This is a genomic window from Paenibacillus sp. SC116 (assembly GCF_024733555.1).
Taxonomy (GTDB): Bacteria; Bacillota; Bacilli; order Paenibacillales; family Paenibacillaceae; genus Paenibacillus_B.
In genome coordinates this window covers 1,918,777-1,937,879 of sequence record NZ_JANIOF010000001.1, presented here as the reverse complement: position 1 = coordinate 1,937,879, position 19,103 = coordinate 1,918,777, and the positions used below count along the sequence as shown (strand labels likewise).

The following is a 19,103-nucleotide window of genomic DNA, read 5'->3' as shown; positions in this document are numbered from 1 at the left end:
CTCACACTTCAAGACCGAAGGGAAGACAAAGACGAAGCGAAGCGAAGTCTTCCGAGTAAAGCGAGGAGAGGTCACAGGACGTGAAGAACATGAAGCAACAGAGTTCATCTTAATATAAACGGGCTTCCTATGCCCATAGAAGCCTGGACGGATTTTTGATTAGGAAAATTCAAGGAATGGATGTGCTATCCTCCTCGCTATAGCTCGGAGTGAACTCGCTTCGCTCGTTCCGTTAATCGAATTAATGTATCTAGAATCATTCTCATGAGCAGGATTGAATTCCGTGACGGTTTGGGTTATACGGGTATCAGTGAATAGCTGAGACATCCTGATTACCCTCCAATGTTCTCTGGATGTAAATATGCCAAGCACGCCCTCGCTGGCGACGATATGGACGTAAAAGGTCCCATAGTCGCTGGCGGGGGTTTTCGTGTATTCGGGAAGGGTTTCCCTAGTCCCCAACCTGAATCACCGCTATGGCTTGTTAAAGTTGGTTGTAATCATACGAACTCATAACCTATTGGACACGTGGAACGAAGCAAGAAGAGAAGCCCGCCCCGCCACTCATTTTCATGTGAAGCTCATGGAGTACAAATGTCTCCCCTTGGTTTATTTAGGGTAAACGCCCCCTATGGGCGCTAAACCGAGGAGGACTGAGCGATGAAAGGCTATGACTGCCAGATGACGAAAATTGGAGATTGCCTACGAGTGAAGCGGTATGGACGGGCGATACCAGAGAAGAGCCAAAAACCGAAAAGCCAGCGTCTAGCAGAGATCGAAGCGATTCACGCTGATCTATCTATGACGGATGTACAGAAACGGGTCTATTCGGCGATTTTGGAACCGCCGGATAAGGAAGAGCGCGCTGTAAATCGTTCTGAAAGAACGCCGAAACCGGGGAGACTCCGGTTAGCGGAACGGGAACGGTTCTGCCACCTGATGGATCGAAACTTTAGCTTGGGACATAAGTTTATTACGCTCACCTACGAGAAGCCGGATGTGACACTGGATGAAGCGGCGAAGGACTATGAGAATTGGGTGAAGCGGATGCGTGAGCGGTACGGTGATTTCAAGTACCTCACTGTTCGTTCCTTCCAAGCGCGCGGCACGATTCACTTCCACCTGCTAACCGATCTGCCGAATATTCCGAGAACGGAACTAGCGGATGGAACATTTCGGGACATCTGGGGACTAGGAAGCGTCGAATTGAAACGAATATATAGCCTGCCGATGACGGAGCGCCGGAACAAGCTGAAGCTCGACCTGATTAAGAACTTGCGAGATTTTAAGGCGGATACCCGCTCCTATGGCAAGCGGTTATTTCTTCAGAGCAAGAACCTAATTGTACCGAGGACGGTGAAAGGTGACTTTCAAGAGATGATGGAGAAATTGAAAGAGAGCGGTTATGTGCCGAAGTTAGTGGAGTCTCGCCAATTTCCTGTGGAGTACCTGATGTATATACAGCTCGAAACGTACCATTTGAAGAAGTAAAGAGCTATCTTTTTAACGTTACCGTGTTAAGGTCATAAGACCCTTGGACCTGCTGTGGAGCGGATGGATAAAGGTCACAGGTACTTTAAATCTTAGAAAAAGGGAGCTTGAACTCCCTCGCCCTCTCGTATTATGATTGTCGTTAATTAACAATTACCAAAAATTAGAAAAATAAAATCGCTACGGTTACGGTAATTAAAATTATCGTAACGGAGCGGGAGGAAACAGCATGAATGTCATCGGTTACGTAAGAGTTTCAACAAGTGGGCAAGCCAAGGATGGATATAGTCTTTCCTACCAACAAGATGAAATCCGTTTATTCTGTGAAGAGCAAGGATGGTGTTTGCAAGAAATCTTCATTGATGAAGGCATCAGTGGTGCGAAGGTGGATGAAGAAGCCCTTGAAGTAGATAGAATCGGCTTTCAGAACATGTTAGCTACATTAGTTACAGGTAACTATGATGCAGTTGTCGTACTGAATACAAGCCGATTGTGGCGTTCTGACATCGTAAAGGTATTGGTTCATCGAGAGTTTAAGAAGTACGGCGTTGATGTGAAGAGCATCGAGCAACCGACCTACTCTATACATAAGAAAGATCCAAGTGACTTCCTAATAAATGGACTGATGGAATTGTTAGATCAATACCAGCGGTTAGAGATTGCCCTGAAACTTGGTAGAGGACGTAACAAGAAAGCCCAACAAGGAGGTTATGCTGGCGGTAGAGCAGCCTTTGGCTATCAAGTTCAGAAGGGAAGTAAGGCAATTGAAGTGAACGAGTTGCAAGCCCGAACCATTCGAAGGCTCTTTGATATACGAATACAGAATCCTACATGGACGCTAACTCGATTAGCGGTTCAATTGAATGAAGAAGGCTTTACTACGCAACAAGGTAAAAGCTTTACGAAGGTTCAAGTCAAACGGATACTTGACCGTAAAGAGTTCTATCAAGGTCAGTATCGCTATGGTGGGATCGAAGCCAAAGGGCTTCACCAAGCGATTATTTAATGAAGCATGAATGAGTATAAGAATTCGCTAGCGTATCTTTGCAGCTTGTCTGCTCGAACTGAGGATGCGACCTTATTCATCTAACATGCTTTCAATTTATAGATTGGATGGTTACTCATGGGTTGGAAATTTGCTTACGTGTCTTTGTGGTGATGTCCACTTGAGTTGAGGATGCAATTCCAGCGCAGCAGTAACCATCCAAATACATAATCAAGGAGTGACAGCATGATTAAACCCGATCAATTGATCTATGTAGGAGTAGACCTTCATAAGGAGCATCACACCGCAGTTATCATTGACTGTTGGAATCGCAAGTTAGGCGAGTTTAAGTTTGACAACAAGCCGACATCCTTCCCCTTGCTTGTCAAAGAAGTCAAACGGTATACCAAGAAGGAGCTAACAGTTGTCTTTGGGCTAGAGGATGTAGGTGGCTATGGTAGAGCATTAGCGGTGTATCTGACAGAGGAGAAGCATTGGGTGAAGGAAGTGAATCCGAAGCTCTCAAATGCGAGGAGAAAGAGCCATGTGACTGTGCAAAAATCAGATAGCTGGGACGCAGAATGTGTGGCAAGAGTTCTAAAGGATGAGCTGCACAACCTTCCCGACGCGAAACCAATTGACTTGTATTGGGCAATTAGCCAGCTCGTAATGCAGAGAAGATGGCAGTCTAAGGACTTGTCGGCGACTGTGAAGAGATTGCATCAACAGCTCGTTTATCACTATCCAAGCTACAAGAAGTTCTTCTCAGAAATTGAAGGTAAGACTGCATTAGCATTTTGGGAGAGGTTCCCATCCCCGCACTGGCTGAAAGATGTAAATGAGGATGAACTTGCTCGGTTCTTGCGTAGTCACAGTAATAACGGACTTTCTACAAAGAAAGCGAACCAGATTATCACTCTAATTGAAGCCGATGGGGATACTTATCGAGACTATCAAGAGTCCAGAGATTCGATTGTTCTGGCTTATACACGTACCATTGCCTTCTTGAAAAAGGAGCTAGCAAGTGTAGAAGAGAAAATTGAGGGTTTGATGAAGCAGCTTGGATTTCAGTTGGAGACGATAACAGGTGTTAATGTCGTTACAGCAGCTGACTTGATAGCAGAAATCGGTGATATTCATCGATTCTCTTCACCTGATAAACTTGCTCGATTTGCTGGTGTCGCACCTGTAACGGTTGGTTCAGGTAACAAGCATCGGAACCATAAGAGCAAGCAGGGGAATCGAGTCTTACATGACATTTTTAAGAGTCTAGCGGTTCGTCAAATCGCTGTGACTCGGAAGCGAGAGCCACGTAATCCCCACTTCTATGCCTACTATGAGCAGAGACTGACAGCAGGAAAGACGAAGCAACAAGCCATTGTGTGTATCATGCGGAAGTTGGTCAATGTCATCTACAAACTGTTGAAGACTAAATCTGTATACGTAATTCCAGAAGTATCCAGAAAACTAGTGGGCTGATATAATTGGTTATAACTAAAATATATATTTTTGGAGGTAGCAAATGCCTGATGTAATTTCTATTGAGGATATCATACTTAGTTATCTCATAGATGAAGATACTTATATTCAACCACACAGCATGGAATCACTTGAATATCCCTTTGAAATTAAGTCGAATGACTATTTGTCTTATGCAAAAAACGACCTTATTTCAAGCGACGATAAAACGAATGCTAATGTAAATGCGTTATCTAACGCTAAAAGAGCGATAGAGTCTCGTGTGGACTCTATCCTCCAGATTTATGGAATAAAGAGGGTAGGACAGAGAGTGAAAGATCTTAACTCTTTTCCGCAAAAACTTGATTTGTTGAGAGAATTAGGACTAATAGCACCAAACATAATGAAGAAAATTAATACGGCTAGGAATCGAATGGAGCATGCTTACATTGACCCTAGCACAGGAAGTCTTGATGATATCGTTGACTTTATTGATATTGCGGAATTGTTCCTTGAATCAACAGAAGTAATTGTCACAAGATTTATTAACCAATTTATTTTAGAAAGTGACTCAATAGAGGACTATTGGCTTTTCTGTAAATATGATTTCGAGCAAGCGTCCTTTGAAATCGAAGTTAATTACAATGATACCAACGCTGTAGAACGTCATAACTTACAGTTTAATCGCAAACGGAAAGAATACAACCATACTTTTAACAGGTTGTTTAATCTTGTTTACAAGGTTACGTTAAATCCTCCTTATAAGCACTAAATTTCGCTTTATAAACTAGGATACGTATGAAGGAGAGCTAGGGAATCCGTTAAGTTTGAATTTGTATACGTATGTTGCTAACAATCCATTGGGGTATATTGATCCAAGTGGGCATAGATGGGAATCTTATAATCTTAAAGAAGTTGAAATAGTACTTGATCATGCAATGAAATTAAACTCTAGTAAAGCTGATGAGTACTGGGCAACTAGACAATATTTAGGGAAAGTATTTGAACCAGTTTTTAATGATCGAAATAATAATCAATTCAAGTATTTGTATGGAGTATTAACCCAAACAAGTCATTCCAAGAATAGCCCAGAAAATGCAAAGTGGGCGAGAGAACAGTTGTTAGATGCTTATGACGATTGGCAGATACCATATCTCATGGAAGTCGCAGCTTCATTTGGTACGATAGGTGCAATGGGCTCTATTAAGTGGAAGGGTAAAGTTCCTAGGCAAACAGTTATATCAAACCATGGTAAAACAATTGATGTAACACCTACTTCAATTCACACAAAAACAACAATAGTACCGCATCCATCTAAAGGTACACCTAATTCTACACTCGATATTCTAGATAAAAAAACTGGTGAAATAAAGACGAGGAGATATCATGGTCCTGATGGTAGGGCAATAAGAGATGTAGACTATACTAATCACGGTAATGCCAAAAATCACCCTGAATGGCCACACGAACACGTATACAAGTGGCATGATGATGGAAGTTTTGATAGATGATAAGGAGTGAGAATATGGATTATGAAGAACTAAAGGAAAGAGTCTTAATGGGAGAAGAATTTCAATTTTATTATCATAATGAAAGTTACTGGATAAGTAGAAACGATAAAGGATTTTATTTGACTAGGGTTAAGGATAGTAATTCACAGGCTTTCAAAACAGCAGATGAGTTGTTTGAGAATGGACAAATAGAGGGGAAAACAATTTTAGTATTATGGAACGAGCTTGATTTTTAATGCTCATACCTTGAAAGGCTTCGTGCCTTTCAAGGTTCTTTTTTTGGTTACCTAGTGTTGAATGCTCCATAAATCAATAAATAACCTATATATAATCCATGTAAAATTCCGTTTTGTACGGTCAAGATGAACTTAATATATTACAAGAGGATAGTAAAATACGACTTGTGTTCTTAAAAGTGTAGAGAAATATTTAGGGAAAAGATATAAAGATATGGGTGGACGATTTGTATCTGCTGATGGGACTAGAGTTGTAAGAATGGGAGATACTGATATACTCGGTAAACATGGGGCGGACCACATATGAACTTTGAGACATTAGTTCCAAATCCAAGTAAACCGGGTAAGATGAAGGTGGATAAAAATCTGCATATTTATTTGGAGGATTGATATGGAAATGAATATACAAATTCCAAAGTATTCAAAAGATAATGGGTTCGAATTTGTTTGGGAGAATAACTTCACCATCCTAGCTGAAAAAAATGAGGATTCAATTGTAATTAAAGCCAATAAAGAAGGGCTTCTATCATTGGCAACACAACTTTTAACTCTAGCACAAAATGAAGTGCCTGTAGATACTCATTTGCATTATGATGATTTTAATTCTTTAGAAGATGGTTCGTGCGAAATAATAATTCAGAAGATATAAAATTTAATCATTTTAAGAGAATTAGAACTTATAAAAACAGAAGAGAGCAGTTTTTTCTCTGTTTTTATTTATACTAACTAACAGAACTCACAAAACCTCAACAAGGGGGTAAACAATGAATAATCACGTAAAAAAATATCATGGCCTACATGGGGAAAACAAATTTCAAAAATATGAATAACCCCAAAAACAAAGAGTTTGGGCTGTTAGCTGAACTCAAAGAAGTCAAACTATTAATCGAAAATTTGCCTGATTAAATAATTATTACCACATGCGAGTGTAGCAACTCCATGTTTTCTGTTTAAGAGTAATGCTTATTCCCTCTGCATATCTTATATTCTTTAGATATTTGCAAAGTAAAAATATTTCTGAATATTAATTGATTTGCTATAATTACGACGCTTACACAAATCTTCTGGGATAGAAAATGCTCTGTGATTGATAGATAGTCTATTGTTCTCAAGATTATGAGATTAAATAAAGCAGAAAGGAAGAATGATGAAATGTGTAAGTCGATGGCTGTCTTGCTCTTATTGAGTACATTTATTTTAGTTGTAAGTCCAACGTTACAAGTTCATGCAGTAGGGAGTGCCAATCCATCTCCCCAACTGGAAGAAATTAATGGAGGATTTGAAAAAGACGTAAACGGGAATAACCTTGCGGATTTTTGGGAGATGAACTGAAGGAATGGTAATAGTACTAAATCTTTTGCTACAATAGCCCCTTATAAACTTGTAGCGGGAAAATACCATTTGCGACTATATAGTGGTGAAAAAGATGCTGCTTCTTATCAGTATACGGTGTCAGAAGCTATAGCTGTCATTAGTGGAGCAGCCTATAAGCTGAACGCGCATTTACGCTATGCAGCAACGAATGGAAAAGTACAGATGAGTGTCATACAACGTAATGGAAAAAGAGAAATCGTAGACGAAGTACACTATGTCTATCAAAGTGAGCAATGGCGATGGAGAGAGAAAACAGAATATTTCGTTGTACATCCTAGAGCTGTTACTGTCGATATACGATTTGGAGTTGGTGGTCAAGACCGTGCTTATTTGGATGCGGATAATATAAATCTCTCGTTTTTCAACTCAACGGGTAATATAAAGGTTAACAAATATACGTATCATGCAAACGGTCAATTGATGACTATTACTTATCCAAATGGAAAAGTTGTGACATTCAAATACGATGCGAATGGCAATCTAATTGGGAAAGAGTAAATTTTACCCTGCTAATGGCTGAATAGAAGAGGCTAAAAGCGAAATGCACAAAGCCGTCACAAACCATAACAATGGCTTAGTGTACAGCATGTTTGAATAACTCATTTATCCATGTACCAACTTTTCCTGAGAAAATTTTCATTTTACTGAAACAAAATGGGCTTTTGGATCGTCTCTTTAAAGGAGCATCATTTCACTATATGTTATTCCTTGTATGTTAAAGAGTAACGATTCATAAGCGGGGTGGAAAAGTGAGCAAGGGTATCGTAGGCATAGCTCTTTTTTTCATAATAACTACTTTATTCATCGGTTGCAGTGGAAAATCTCAAACTCATGCTTCCATTCTGATCTACAACAATCAGGAATACATAGGAGACAACTTGGTAGCTAAAGCGCTATATCCTAATGTGGACCAGGTAGGATCGGTATCGAAGATGGTAAGAAGCAATCAGCTACCAAGAGGAGAGTTCTCGTCAAATGAACTTTCTAAAGGTACGAAAATATATCAGGTGGATGAATATACGCTGTTGGCGAACTGGGATAATGAGCAATATAAGCTGTTTGAACGCAAAAAATCATCCTAGCTATTGGATTAACTAGATCCTTAGTTAAAGTCGCAATGAAAGAGGACCTTAAAGGACTAACCCTTTAAGGCCTTTTTGCGTTCCTCTGGAGTACTCGTCGGGACAGAGTTCCATTTTTTACAAAAGTCTGTTAATAGTCATCTAAGCGAATCAATTCTATCCAATAACTGATGTGAAGTAATGAATCTATAGTCTTCATGGACAGTTCAGCGCATATATAACAATAAACCGCTATGTATGGTATCAATCATATAACGATGTTTATGAGCCACTGCAGACATTTATCGATTCATTCTATGCATTGGTGTATAATAAGGGCATGAATGAATGTGAGGTGAATTAACAGATGGCTCTGAATATCGTACTCGTCGAACCTGAAATTCCTGCAAATACAGGCAATATTGCTCGTACATGCGCAGCGACAGGGACCCATCTGCATTTGGTTAGACCGCTAGGGTTTAATACGGATGATCGCACGTTGAAACGTGCTGGCTTGGATTACTGGAGTGCCGTACAAGTCCATTATTATGATTCGTTTGCGGAATTGCAGGACAAACACGCGGGAGCGCGTTTTTTTTATGCCACAACAAAAACGAACAACAATTTCAGTGATTTTCAATTTCAAGATGGGGATTTCTTCGTATTTGGTAAGGAAACGAAGGGGTTGCCTGAATCTTTAATTGCTGCAAATGCGGAAACTTGTATGAGAATGCCGATGACAGACAAAGTTCGTTCTTTGAATTTATCCAATACGGCAGCAATCGTGGTATATGAAGCATTAAGACAGCTAGGTTATCCAGGGTTGGATTAACGGATGTAATGTCTGAATGTTTGGCAGGTTGGAATCTATCCAACGGTCAGGAAAATGCTTGAGAAATAACGCCTATAATTATGAGTATTGAGACCTAAAAACGTGATTTTATGTGACAAATAGTCACTTTGTTACAAAAAATAAAGCAAACCTAAAAAAATTGACAAATTTCAGCAGGATTTTCAGATCAGGCATCGAATAAGTAGGGGCAGAGTTCAAAAAGGGTAAGTCATGAGAGATAGTAAAGAGAGGTGGATCTGATGAAACCTGCCGGTGTAGTCCGAAAAGTCGATCAATTGGGGCGCATTGTACTTCCGAAGTCACTACGTAAACGTTATCAAATGAATGAAGGAGATCCTGTCGAAATATTAGTTCAAGGGGATCACATCATTTTGGAGCGTTACCGTCCAAAATGTGTATTCTGCGGTAATATGGATGGCGTAGCAGAATTTAAAGAGCGTTATATCTGTTCAACATGTATGACCGAAATGACGCATTTGGTAAGGTAAATAGGGGACAAGGAAGAGGCATTGAGAGATCAATGTCTCTTTTTTGTTATCGAAAAACTACATGAGATTGGCGGTAATACGCAAAGACGCCGGCACTAGGCCGGCGTCTCGCACTGCTCTTATTGGTCAATGATGTTACAGACCAGCGGTCTTGTCTTCGTTGTATCCAGAGGTGAACATAGCCAACAAGAACAAAACGAATACGAGCATAATAATCCAGAATGTCATATGAAGCACCTCCTACAAACTACCATTATTATACCCAATGTATACCAAAAAGAAAATGAAAACATGAATGCAGTCAGGAAATCTCTTTTGCCAAAATGGATTGTATCCTCAAGTTTCCTTATGCTAGAGATTATTTAAAAAACAAGAAATGTGTCGGTAATTGGCGCAGGTGTCCATCCGATGGACTGTTGACAACTCGTCCTTTGAAAATTAATGAAGATGAACCGCCGCCATCGAGCGTATAGGCATCTTGCACACCGAGATTCTGCATCTTCTTCTGCATCTCCGATAGCAACGCACCAGAATTTCCATTCTCATCATAGCCATCTACAACCATAATGAGAAGTTGATCATCTTTATAGTTTCCGATAACGGTTCGTGGAGCGCGGGAGCTTGCCCACTTCTCAGGAATCTTTAATGAGACACCATTATGCAGAAGCTGAGGAACGAAGCTGGCACCGAAATGCGGGTTCATCTTGTCCAATTGATATTGGCTGTAGAATTTGCCGCCAATTAGCTTAGCATCTTTATCAAATCCGACAAAGGTAAGGTCCTTAAAGCTGGGATGGAATCCACCTATATACTTGCCGTTCATAACGGTAGTGCCTAGTGGATATCGTCCACCTCCGCCATCTGCGTACCCGCCTGCATTGACACCTGCAACAGCGCCATAACGCTGTGCAGCTTGCATTGTCGTTTCGGTGCCGCCGTACTTGTCATTGCCAAGCGTCATTTTCATTGCATCTGATGATTTCAGCTTTACTTTCATCGCGTAGCCATTGTAGGATGTCGAGCCTATGCGATATAATTCTGCTGTCAGTTTATCGCTGTTGACTTGATCCATAGGCGTGCCAAGCTTGGCTGTAATGCGACGATTGTAAATTTGTTCAGGACGTTTAGATTGTGTAGAGGCTGTGTTAACTATCGAATTCATTGCGTTCGTTGTCTTCTGATACAGCTTGGACACACGACCTACCGTTTCCATCGTATACGCTGCGGTGTGCTGTGCTTTCGTTAACCCTTGCGTGATTTGTTTCTGACTCTCATTCCAATCTTGTGTGAATGAAGCATTGTCTGGCATTGTCAGTTGAATGGATACTTGTAAGGAAGAGATGAGGATAAATATCATCATCCCGATGAACGGAGCGACAACCATCATAAACATGCGGTTTATACGTTTAACTTGTGTCATGGGCTGTCCTCAATCATTTTAAAAGATCCATTTTCTTTTGGAGTGCTGCCAACTGTTTTTTCACTTCATTCAACTGAGAGTAAAGCTTATTGCTGTTATCTGTTTTGTTAGACGCATTGTCCTTCGTAAACTCTAGCAATTCATTAAATGACTGCACTTTGCTCTGCAGCTGGTCAAGCTTGTCATTCATTTGTTTCAATTGCTGCTCGTAATTGCGCTGCATGCTGCTAATCTGCGCATTTGTTTGTGCCTGCACCTGTTCAATCATGGATTGCTTCATGTGCTGACTGTAATAATAAGTTGCGGTTATCCCGACCGCAATCATGACGAACCAGAACAATAAGAACCATGCGGGGCTTACGCTGTTCGCCTTCGTTCGGGATCTGCGGGAAGCTTCCCGTTCATTCTCGAAAGAAGGTTGCATATCCAATCACCTCTAAAGCTACTTTTATCCAAGTTGACCCAAATCTTTCAATACATCCTATTATTCTATCACGATCGTCAAGCGCAAGCAAAAAGGACAACTTTCTTCTCTCCAACTTTTACACGCAAGAAGTTGCTCATCTTACGAAGACCAGAAAGGACTTTTTTTCATTGCGCATATGTGCATGCTTCTATACAATCAAAGTATGTTAGTTTTTAGAGAATGGCGTCGAATTGTGCGCTTATCGTAATTAGTATTTGTTATAGGATTGAGGGAAAAGATGAATCTTACTTTTATACGCAAGTGTGGGCTGATTGCTCTCGGTATCGTATATATTTGGCTCATAATTGTCACATTTTCACACCCCTTTATTGGTGTGTATGCCAAATTTGACGATAATTATTGGCGTGTATCGTACGCGCTTAATGGAGGAGTCGGTGCAGACTTTCATATACAGAAAGGCGACCGGCTAATCGAGGTAAATGGACAACCTGCGGAAACCCATTTTTATTTGCAGAAGTGGGGGAAGCTTGAACAGGCGGACAATGTTCTACTAGAAAGAGATGGACATTATCATTTTGTATCTCTTACTCATGGGGAACCTCATCAGCTATATGATGTATTGCCTGTTGTATCTATGATGTTTTTACTCTTTATCGCGCAGTTCCTTTATCGGAGGCGGGGTGCATCGACGGCGATTGTTCAGCTAAGTTTGCTTTTTTTATCGATTAGCTTGGTGTATATCGCTTATGGAGCATCGATACGTGGAGATATCGTGGGTAGATGGCTAATGTATAGCGGCATTATGATTTTGCCGATTCTATTCTTGCAATTTATCTGTTCTTTTATCCAAGAGAAGTCTAGCATTAAGCTGCCAATGAAACATATTAAATGGCTGTACGGTTTACTTATCATTTGCCTCGTTGTCAAATGGATGTATTTATTGACGCAATGGTCATATGCTTCTACCCAGTTCGATGATATGATTACTTATTTATTTTTTGCCTTTGTAATAGGGGTCACCTTAATATACATAACGAGATTATATTTAAGATTCAGGCATGAGCGCTCGTATTTCAGTTCGGTAGTATTCATCGTCTTTGTGATTGTGAGCATCGCGGCGATACCAGTCATAGGTCTGTCTTTCATTCCGCATTTGATGGGACTGCCGCCATTAGTACCCCCTCTCGTTGCTGGCTGGATTGCTATCATGATGCTGCTCGTATTTGCATTGTTGACGATGCGCTACCAATTAAATGATATTGGCGTCATTCTTAGACGATTGTTTGTCCATGTGTTAATCGCAATGGTGCCGAGTGCACTTATTCTAGGATGGTATGGTGTCGTATTTACCCAGGAGGGCCCTTTTAGTTATCAGTTCTTCACTTATTTGTTTATGGTATTTGTTATTACTGCGATCACGCATACGCTCGACTATCATGTAAACAAACTAGAATCGGTTCTAATCCCGCGTAAGCACAAGCTGCATCACGCATTAATCGTTATTGCGGAGCGGCTTGGTCAGCACCAGCATCATGACGAGTGGTATACGAGAATCCTTCCTCTCATTATGAATGCACTTGATGCAGATGGAGTTGCGCTTGTACGTAAAGACCATTTGGGTACTATTGAAATGTCTATTGAAGGCGATGTCGATCAGGAAAAAGTAGAGCGTCAGTTGAAAGCTTCTCATTTCCGTCATCATCATTACTTTTGGTACGATATCAATTTGAGGGCTGACTCGATTTATTACGTTGTCATTGTCCGCAAATCTACAAAGGCGAAGCTTAACCATGAAGAAGATAAGTGGATGCAGCAAGTGATTACTTATTTATCACTTAGTTTGAATCATATTTATCATGTTCAAACGCTTCGTACGCAATTGTCGGGCTATACGGACAGGAACTCCGAGTTAAGACAATCGATAGAGCGCAATGTGATGGGCGATCTTTTCGATATGGATGAGCAGGAACGGAGCAGATTCTCTGCGGAAATTCAGAAGCGTGTTATGCGTTTACTTCATGATGTTACGGTAGCATTGGAAGAAAGTCTCCATAGTGCAGATACGGAATTGAACAAAGAAATGCACAAAATCGTCTTAGTTGAAGTGAAGGAAAGCATTTTCGAAGTAAACAGTCAATTGCAGCATTTATGTCAAACGCTAAAGCCTACCTTGTTGAAGACAGCTGGTTTCGCTAACGCCCTTCGTCAATGGATAGCAAGGGAGTTCACCGATCGAACGAAAGTGATTCTTCACGTAGATGAACCTTCGCTAGTATTGGACATACAGACGGAAGACTGGGTCACTGGTGTGTTCCGCATCTCTCAGCTGCTGCTATACAATGGTAAGGTAAACGGATATGCAACAGAGCTTCAGCTTCAGATTAACGTCCATGATGGTTATGCTCATATTGTTTATCGGGACAATGGGATAGGGTTCCATTACGATATGAATGAGGTAGTAGTTGAGGAATACACGTTCAAGCAATTGCGCAACCGAGTATCCATGCTAGATGGAAAATTCGTTTCCACGCAATATCCTGACCAGATCGGCTCCTATATTCAAGTAAATGTGCCGCTAAGCTCAGAAAAGCAAGCTGAATATGCAATGAGTGGGAACGCGTCAGCGAAATAGACCCGCCTTTATAAGTAAGTTTTAGAAGACAGAACGAAGGGAAGACATTCCTCGTTCTGTTTTTTTAGGTAATAAACATGAAACAATTGCCAACTAAGAAGGTGAAGTGTATTCTTTTTAGAAAGATGAAAGGAGAGTTGGCAGATGGAATATACGTTTTCAAATCGTATTCAATCCGTACAAAGTTCGGTTGTTCGTGACATTTTACAGCTTACTCAAGGTAAATCCATCATCTCCTTTGCAGGGGGACTCCCTTCGGAGGAGTGGTTCCCCATGGAAGCGATACGAAAAGTCAGCAATATCGTACTTAAGCAAAGTCCTAAAGCATTACAGTATGGGGTAACCGAAGGCATTATGGAACTTCGTGAGCAGTTGGCGAAGCGCATGGAGCTTCACAAAAAGATCACTGTGGAACCTGCTATGGTGATGCTAACGTCCGGCTCGCAGCAAGCGATTGATTTAATGGCCAAAGCGTTCATTGATCCAGGTGATGTCGTGTTAGTAGAGAACCCGACATACTTGGCATGCTTGCAAGTGATGAAGCTGTACGGTGCTCAAGTAGTTGGGGTGCAAAGCGATGCAGAGGGCATGATTCCAGAAGATCTTGCTTACAAGTTGGACAAATATCGTCCGAAGATGGTGTATGTAGTTCCGACGTTTAGCAATCCAACGGGACGCGTATGGAGTTTGGCTCGCCGTCAAGCTTTGTTGGAGCAATGCCAACGAACAGGCACCGTTATTTTCGAGGATGACCCTTATGGGGAGTTAGGCTTTACCACTCAACAGCTGCCAACGATCGCTGCCTTGGAAGGTGATGTGCCAGATCGACTCGTTGTATATACGAGCACGTTTAGCAAGCTCGTTGCCCCTGGTTTGCGTACAGGCTGGGTTGCTGCGGATCGACGCATTATTCAAATGCTTGCACGGGGCAAGCAATCAGTAGATTTGCATTCTAGTGTATTGGATCAGCTCATATTAAGCGAATTACTTCGTTCAGATTCTTTTTCATTAGATGATCATGTTCATAAAGTGTCTCTCATTTATAAGGAACGAATGGAGACGATGATAACAAGCTTGCAGCAGAACGCTGCGTGGAAAGGTTCGCAATGGAACAGGCCGCAAGGCGGGATGTTTTTATGGCTGGAACTGCCCGAAGGCTTGGATGCTGAACATTTGCTCCGCGTAGCTGTACAGAAAGGCGTTGCTTTTGTGCCAGGCTACCCATTCTATGTTGAAGACTGTAAGCGCAATACGATGAGGCTCAACTTCTCCTTTGCTTCCCCTGAAGTCATCCGTACAGGCATGGAGCGGCTTGGGGAAGCAATTGGTGAATTTACGGGCCGTTATGCAGACGTGTAACAGATAACAATCTATTTATAAATCGACAATTTCAGCATATTGCAACAATGCTGCCTCTCCGGCCTTGGTCAGGGCGTATTGGCCACGCTCGATACGGGAGTACCAACCGTAATAGTTATGGCGCAAAATAGCAGCGGCATCTCCAATGCCGCTTGCTTCCTTGACCCGAACAGGCTTGCTTTGCCCTTGCTGCAAGGCTAGGGCAACACGAAGCGCTTTCTCACGGTATGCGGTGACGAGCGGGCGTTTCGTCGATCCCCCAACATTATAATCACCGCTGCGTCCGCTGAATTCCCGTATTAGCTTGGCTTGACGGGCCGCTATTGGCTTTTTTGGAGGAATAACAGGAACGTTCTGATCACCATTGTCCTCGCTCTGTTCATAAACAACAACACTAGCGCCTGTGTACAAAAGATGCGAGCTTCGTTGCTCCCATCCATAGGGTGCAGTAAGCAGTTCTACAAATGCTGGCTTGCGAGCATATAGCGTTACGGTTAAGAAGCCAATCCCGATGCGGCGACATAGTTCAGCTACGGCGCGAAGTCGCTTCTGGCTGGCTTGTTTGCCGCGTTTGGCTTCTATTGCAATGAAAACATGGGCAGCAGATTTTTGCCGGTCCAGCGCTTGCAGCAGCAAGGTAAGATTCGCGCTTGCTTTCATCTCGACAATGACTGGCTGCTCTGGGAAATGTGGATGAATGGCAACGATATCGCAATGGCGTACTTCAGCCCGGACCTCATACCCCAACTGCTCCCAGTATTGTTTTAAAGGTGCATACAATTCTGTTTCTTGTCTTTTCGTCATCCTTCATCCCTCCACTTCATGCGCAGCCTCCATGTCTTGCGCGACACGCTCGTAATAGCTACAAACTCCATTATATCATGATTCGTGTTAGCTAGCGTTTAAACCGTCTCGTTCTGCATTGCAGAAGAGAATCCAACAATGTTGTCACAGGCAAAATTGTTAGAAACTAATCCCACCTATGCGCATAGGTATGTAATACACTTTTCATTTTAGGTTGCTGGTTCATAAGCGCGAGTCAATCCTCAAGATGGCATGCGCCTATTAATAACAACGACAGACGAAAGATGGCGATGGAGGGCAGTGTTGTGAATCGGGAGCAATGGAGGTAAGAGGGATGGACATTTTCAAGCGAATAGCTGAACACCGTACCGAGAGTGAACAGCTTGGCTGGACCGGTACGTTCAAAGAATACGTAGAACTGTTGCGACGCGACCCCGCTCCGGCGATGACCGCCCATGCAAGGGTGTATGAAATGATTTCTTCACATGGTGTGGAAGAAGTGAATGGGCTTAAGCGTTACAAGTTTTTTGAGCAAGAAATTTTTGGGCTGGATCGAGCGATTGAGAAGCTGGTGGAAGAATACTTTCACTCGGCAGCGAAGCGGCTGGATGTGCGTAAACGGATTCTATTGCTCATGGGGCCAGTAAGTGGAGGGAAATCGACACTTGTCACGATGTTAAAACGCGGCTTGGAGCAATATTCACGGCAAGAGCGAGGGGCTGTATACGCGATCAAAGGCTGCCCTATGCACGAAGAAGCCTTGCATCTTGTACCGAATGAGCTGCGGCCGGAAGTCGAGAAAGCTCTTGGTGTTCGGATCGAGGGCAATTTATGTCCTTCATGCCAAATGCGCCTCCGTACGGAATATAATGGAGAGATTGAAAATGTATTAGTTGAGCGGGTCCTGATCTCGGAAGAAAATCGTATTGGTATCGGGACATTTAGTCCGTCTGATCCGAAGTCGCAGGATATTGCTGATTTAACGGGAAGTATTGACTTCTCGACGATTACGGAATACGGTTCTGAGTCTGATCCGCGTGCCTATCGGTTCGACGGTGAACTGAATAAAGCGAACCGGGGTGTCATGGAGTTCCAGGAGATGTTGAAGTGTGATGAAAAATTTCTTTGGAACTTGCTTTCCTTAACGCAAGAGGGCAATTTTAAGGCAGGAAGATTCGCTCTGATCTCTGCGGATGAGTTAATTATCGCGCATACGAATGAATCGGAATACCGAGCCTTTATTTCGAATAAGAAAAATGAAGCTCTTCAATCACGCATGATCGTAATGCCGATTCCTTATAATTTGAAGGTATCTGAAGAAGAGAAAATATATGAGAAACTGGTCGGTCAAAGTGATATGCACCATATCCATATTGCCCCGCATGCGCTACGTGCAGCCGCGATATTTTCCATTTTGACACGATTGAAAGAAACGAAGAAGCAAGGTATGGATTTGCTGAAGAAGATGAGAATGTACGATGGCGAGGAAGTAGAAGGATACAAGGAAAATGATTTAAAGGAAATGCAGAGCGAGTATATTGAAGAGGGAATGTCAGGGGTAGATCCTCGCTATGTCATCAATCGGATTTCCAGTGCTTTGATTAAGCAAAATCTTTCGTGCATTAACGCGTTGGATGTACTTCGTGCGTTGAAGGATGGCTTGGATCAGCATGCATCCATTACTAAGGAAGAACGGGAGCGGAATTTAAACTTTATTTCCGTTGCCCGCAAAGAGTATGATGCATTAGCGAAGAAAGAAGTGCAGAAGGCATTCGTATATTCTTTTGAAGAGTCAGCGAAGACGTTATTCGAGAACTATCTCGATAATATTGAAGCATTTTGCAATTGGAAAAAAATTCGCGATCCACTTACAGATGAGGAAATGGATCCGGATGAAAGGCTGATGCGTTCGATCGAAGAGCAAATAGGGGTATCGGAAAATGCAAAAAAAGCATTCCGTGAAGAAATACTTATTCGTCTATCCTCCTATTCACGCAAAAGCAAGAAGTTCGATTACAACAGCCATGATCGATTGCGTGAGGCGATTGAAAAGAAGTTGTTCTCGGACCTGAAGGATATCGTCAAGATTACGACTTCGACCAAGACACCAGATGAGAACCAGTTGAAGCGGATTAATGAAGTAACCGCTCGACTTATTGATGAGCATGGCTATTGCTCTGTATGCGCGAATGAGCTTCTTCGTTATGTAGGCAGTTTGTTGAACCGATAATGGTGAGTGAAAACAGTCTGTATGCAATTGCATGCAGGCTGTTTGTGTTGGGTTGACGAGTAAATTTTGGGCACATACCGAGGCTAAGAACATGTATATGGGTTCATTTAGGAAATGGATGAATAAGGTTTCCATCTTTAGATGCATAATAACCACATGTGCTGATTCGGAACGTTCAGTGTATCAGCGTCATAAGAACATATTTCTAAAGGAGGCCATTTCATGCCTAACAACTATTTGCGCCAACATGTTCATCACTTATTGCAGCATGCTCGTGAAATAGAGCAACACGTATCTAATCCTTCTTATAGTGGATACGGCCAATCTTTTTCTCAAAATACGTATCCTGCTTACACAGGCTATAGCGGCTTTGCTGGTTCCTATGGCGGAAGCTATCCGCAAGGTAGTTCCTTACATAACCAAACTGGTTATTCAGCAGGAAGCTACAACAATTATGGCGCAGCTCAACACTATCAGCCAACAGGCCAAGTGCAAAGCGTTACGGCATATACACATGGAGCACAACAAGATGTAGTGCCACAATCGTACCAACCGACAGGCCAGGTACAAAGCATTACAGCGCAAACACATGGAGTGCATCAAAATGTAGTGCCGCAATCGTACCAACCGACAGGCCAGGTACAAAGCATTACAGCGCAAACACATGGAGCGCATCAAAATGTAGTGCCGCAATCGTACCAACCGACAGGCCAAGTGCAAAGCATTACAGCACAAACTCATGGGGCACATCAAGATGTAGTGCCGCAATCGTAC

The 19,103-nt window shown here is 42.2% G+C and carries 19 protein-coding genes; 16 read left to right on the top strand and 3 right to left on the bottom strand.

Annotated features, from left to right (window positions below; all coding sequences use genetic code 11):
* Positions 1-660: 660 nt before the first annotated feature.
* The 12 genes from NQ117_RS08525 to NQ117_RS08470 all read left to right on the top strand — a co-directional run bounded on the left by NQ117_RS08525 (position 661) and on the right by NQ117_RS08470 (position 9,457).
* The gene (locus tag NQ117_RS08525; RefSeq protein WP_258277538.1) at positions 661-1,491 is read left to right on the top strand and encodes a rolling circle replication-associated protein; all 831 of its coding nucleotides are present in this window, start codon (positions 661-663) and stop codon (positions 1,489-1,491) included.
* 229 nt (positions 1,492-1,720) lie between these two features.
* Positions 1,721-2,497, top strand: a complete 777-nt coding sequence (locus tag NQ117_RS08520; protein ID WP_258277537.1) for a recombinase family protein — start codon at positions 1,721-1,723, stop codon at positions 2,495-2,497.
* A gap of 225 nt (positions 2,498-2,722) precedes the next feature.
* Complete coding sequence (locus NQ117_RS08515; protein ID WP_258277536.1) at positions 2,723-3,955, top strand: IS110 family RNA-guided transposase; 1,233 nt, start codon at positions 2,723-2,725, stop codon at positions 3,953-3,955.
* Positions 3,956-3,998: 43 nt separating this feature from the next.
* Positions 3,999-4,706: a hypothetical protein gene (locus tag NQ117_RS08510; protein WP_258277535.1), complete on the top strand. Its 708-nt coding sequence runs from the start codon at positions 3,999-4,001 to the stop codon at positions 4,704-4,706.
* Positions 4,707-4,761: 55 nt separating this feature from the next.
* Positions 4,762-5,445 carry an RHS repeat-associated core domain-containing protein gene (locus NQ117_RS08505; protein WP_258277534.1) on the top strand — a complete coding sequence of 228 codons (684 nt, stop codon included), beginning with the start codon at positions 4,762-4,764 and terminating at the stop codon, positions 5,443-5,445.
* Positions 5,446-5,459: 14 nt separating this feature from the next.
* Positions 5,460-5,681: a hypothetical protein gene (locus NQ117_RS08500; protein WP_258277533.1), complete on the top strand. Its 222-nt coding sequence runs from the start codon at positions 5,460-5,462 to the stop codon at positions 5,679-5,681.
* Positions 5,682-6,072: 391 nt separating this feature from the next.
* Positions 6,073-6,330, top strand: coding sequence for an Imm32 family immunity protein (locus tag NQ117_RS08495; protein ID WP_258277532.1), 258 nt, complete (start codon positions 6,073-6,075; stop codon positions 6,328-6,330).
* Positions 6,331-6,833: 503 nt separating this feature from the next.
* Positions 6,834-7,013 (top strand): hypothetical protein, encoded by a 180-nt coding sequence (locus NQ117_RS08490; protein WP_258277531.1) that lies wholly within the window; start codon positions 6,834-6,836, stop codon positions 7,011-7,013.
* A gap of 69 nt (positions 7,014-7,082) precedes the next feature.
* Positions 7,083-7,553, top strand: a complete 471-nt coding sequence (locus NQ117_RS08485) for an RHS repeat domain-containing protein (protein ID WP_258277530.1) — start codon at positions 7,083-7,085, stop codon at positions 7,551-7,553.
* Positions 7,554-7,933: 380 nt separating this feature from the next.
* Positions 7,934-8,137, top strand: a complete 204-nt coding sequence (locus NQ117_RS08480) for a hypothetical protein (protein ID WP_258277529.1) — start codon at positions 7,934-7,936, stop codon at positions 8,135-8,137.
* Between the two features lie 346 nt (positions 8,138-8,483).
* Positions 8,484-8,948, top strand: a complete 465-nt coding sequence (trmL, locus tag NQ117_RS08475; RefSeq protein ID WP_258277528.1) for a tRNA (uridine(34)/cytosine(34)/5-carboxymethylaminomethyluridine(34)-2'-O)-methyltransferase TrmL — start codon at positions 8,484-8,486, stop codon at positions 8,946-8,948.
* Positions 8,949-9,208: 260 nt separating this feature from the next.
* Positions 9,209-9,457 (top strand): AbrB/MazE/SpoVT family DNA-binding domain-containing protein, encoded by a 249-nt coding sequence (locus NQ117_RS08470; protein ID WP_028594356.1) that lies wholly within the window; start codon positions 9,209-9,211, stop codon positions 9,455-9,457.
* A 358-nt stretch (positions 9,458-9,815) separates the two neighbouring features.
* Here the strand turns inward: NQ117_RS08470 and NQ117_RS08465 are convergent, their stop codons facing one another.
* On the bottom strand, positions 9,816-10,877 hold the full coding sequence (locus NQ117_RS08465) for a phosphodiester glycosidase family protein (protein WP_258277527.1): 1,062 nt from the start codon (positions 10,875-10,877) through the stop codon (positions 9,816-9,818).
* Between the two features lie 13 nt (positions 10,878-10,890).
* On the bottom strand, positions 10,891-11,301 hold the full coding sequence (locus tag NQ117_RS08460; RefSeq protein ID WP_258277526.1) for a hypothetical protein: 411 nt from the start codon (positions 11,299-11,301) through the stop codon (positions 10,891-10,893).
* A 280-nt stretch (positions 11,302-11,581) separates the two neighbouring features.
* Here NQ117_RS08460 and NQ117_RS08455 point away from each other — a divergent pair, with 280 nt between their 5' ends.
* Entirely contained in the window at positions 11,582-13,936 is a 2,355-nt protein-coding gene (locus tag NQ117_RS08455) for a sensor histidine kinase (protein WP_258277525.1), read from the top strand.
* Positions 13,937-14,080: 144 nt separating this feature from the next.
* Complete coding sequence (locus tag NQ117_RS08450) at positions 14,081-15,295, top strand: aminotransferase-like domain-containing protein (RefSeq protein ID WP_258277524.1); 1,215 nt, start codon at positions 14,081-14,083, stop codon at positions 15,293-15,295.
* Between the two features lie 15 nt (positions 15,296-15,310).
* Here NQ117_RS08450 and NQ117_RS08445 read toward each other — a convergent pair whose 3' ends face one another.
* Positions 15,311-16,099: a DUF2161 family putative PD-(D/E)XK-type phosphodiesterase gene (locus NQ117_RS08445; RefSeq protein ID WP_258277523.1), complete on the bottom strand. Its 789-nt coding sequence runs from the start codon at positions 16,097-16,099 to the stop codon at positions 15,311-15,313.
* Positions 16,100-16,433: 334 nt separating this feature from the next.
* On the opposite strand from NQ117_RS08445, the gene NQ117_RS08440 reads away from it, so the two are divergent.
* The gene (locus tag NQ117_RS08440) at positions 16,434-18,329 is read left to right on the top strand and encodes a PrkA family serine protein kinase (RefSeq protein WP_258277522.1); all 1,896 of its coding nucleotides are present in this window, start codon (positions 16,434-16,436) and stop codon (positions 18,327-18,329) included.
* Positions 18,330-18,551: 222 nt separating this feature from the next.
* The coding region (locus NQ117_RS08435) for a hypothetical protein (RefSeq protein ID WP_258277521.1) at positions 18,552-19,103 on the top strand (552 nt) is incomplete at its 3' end.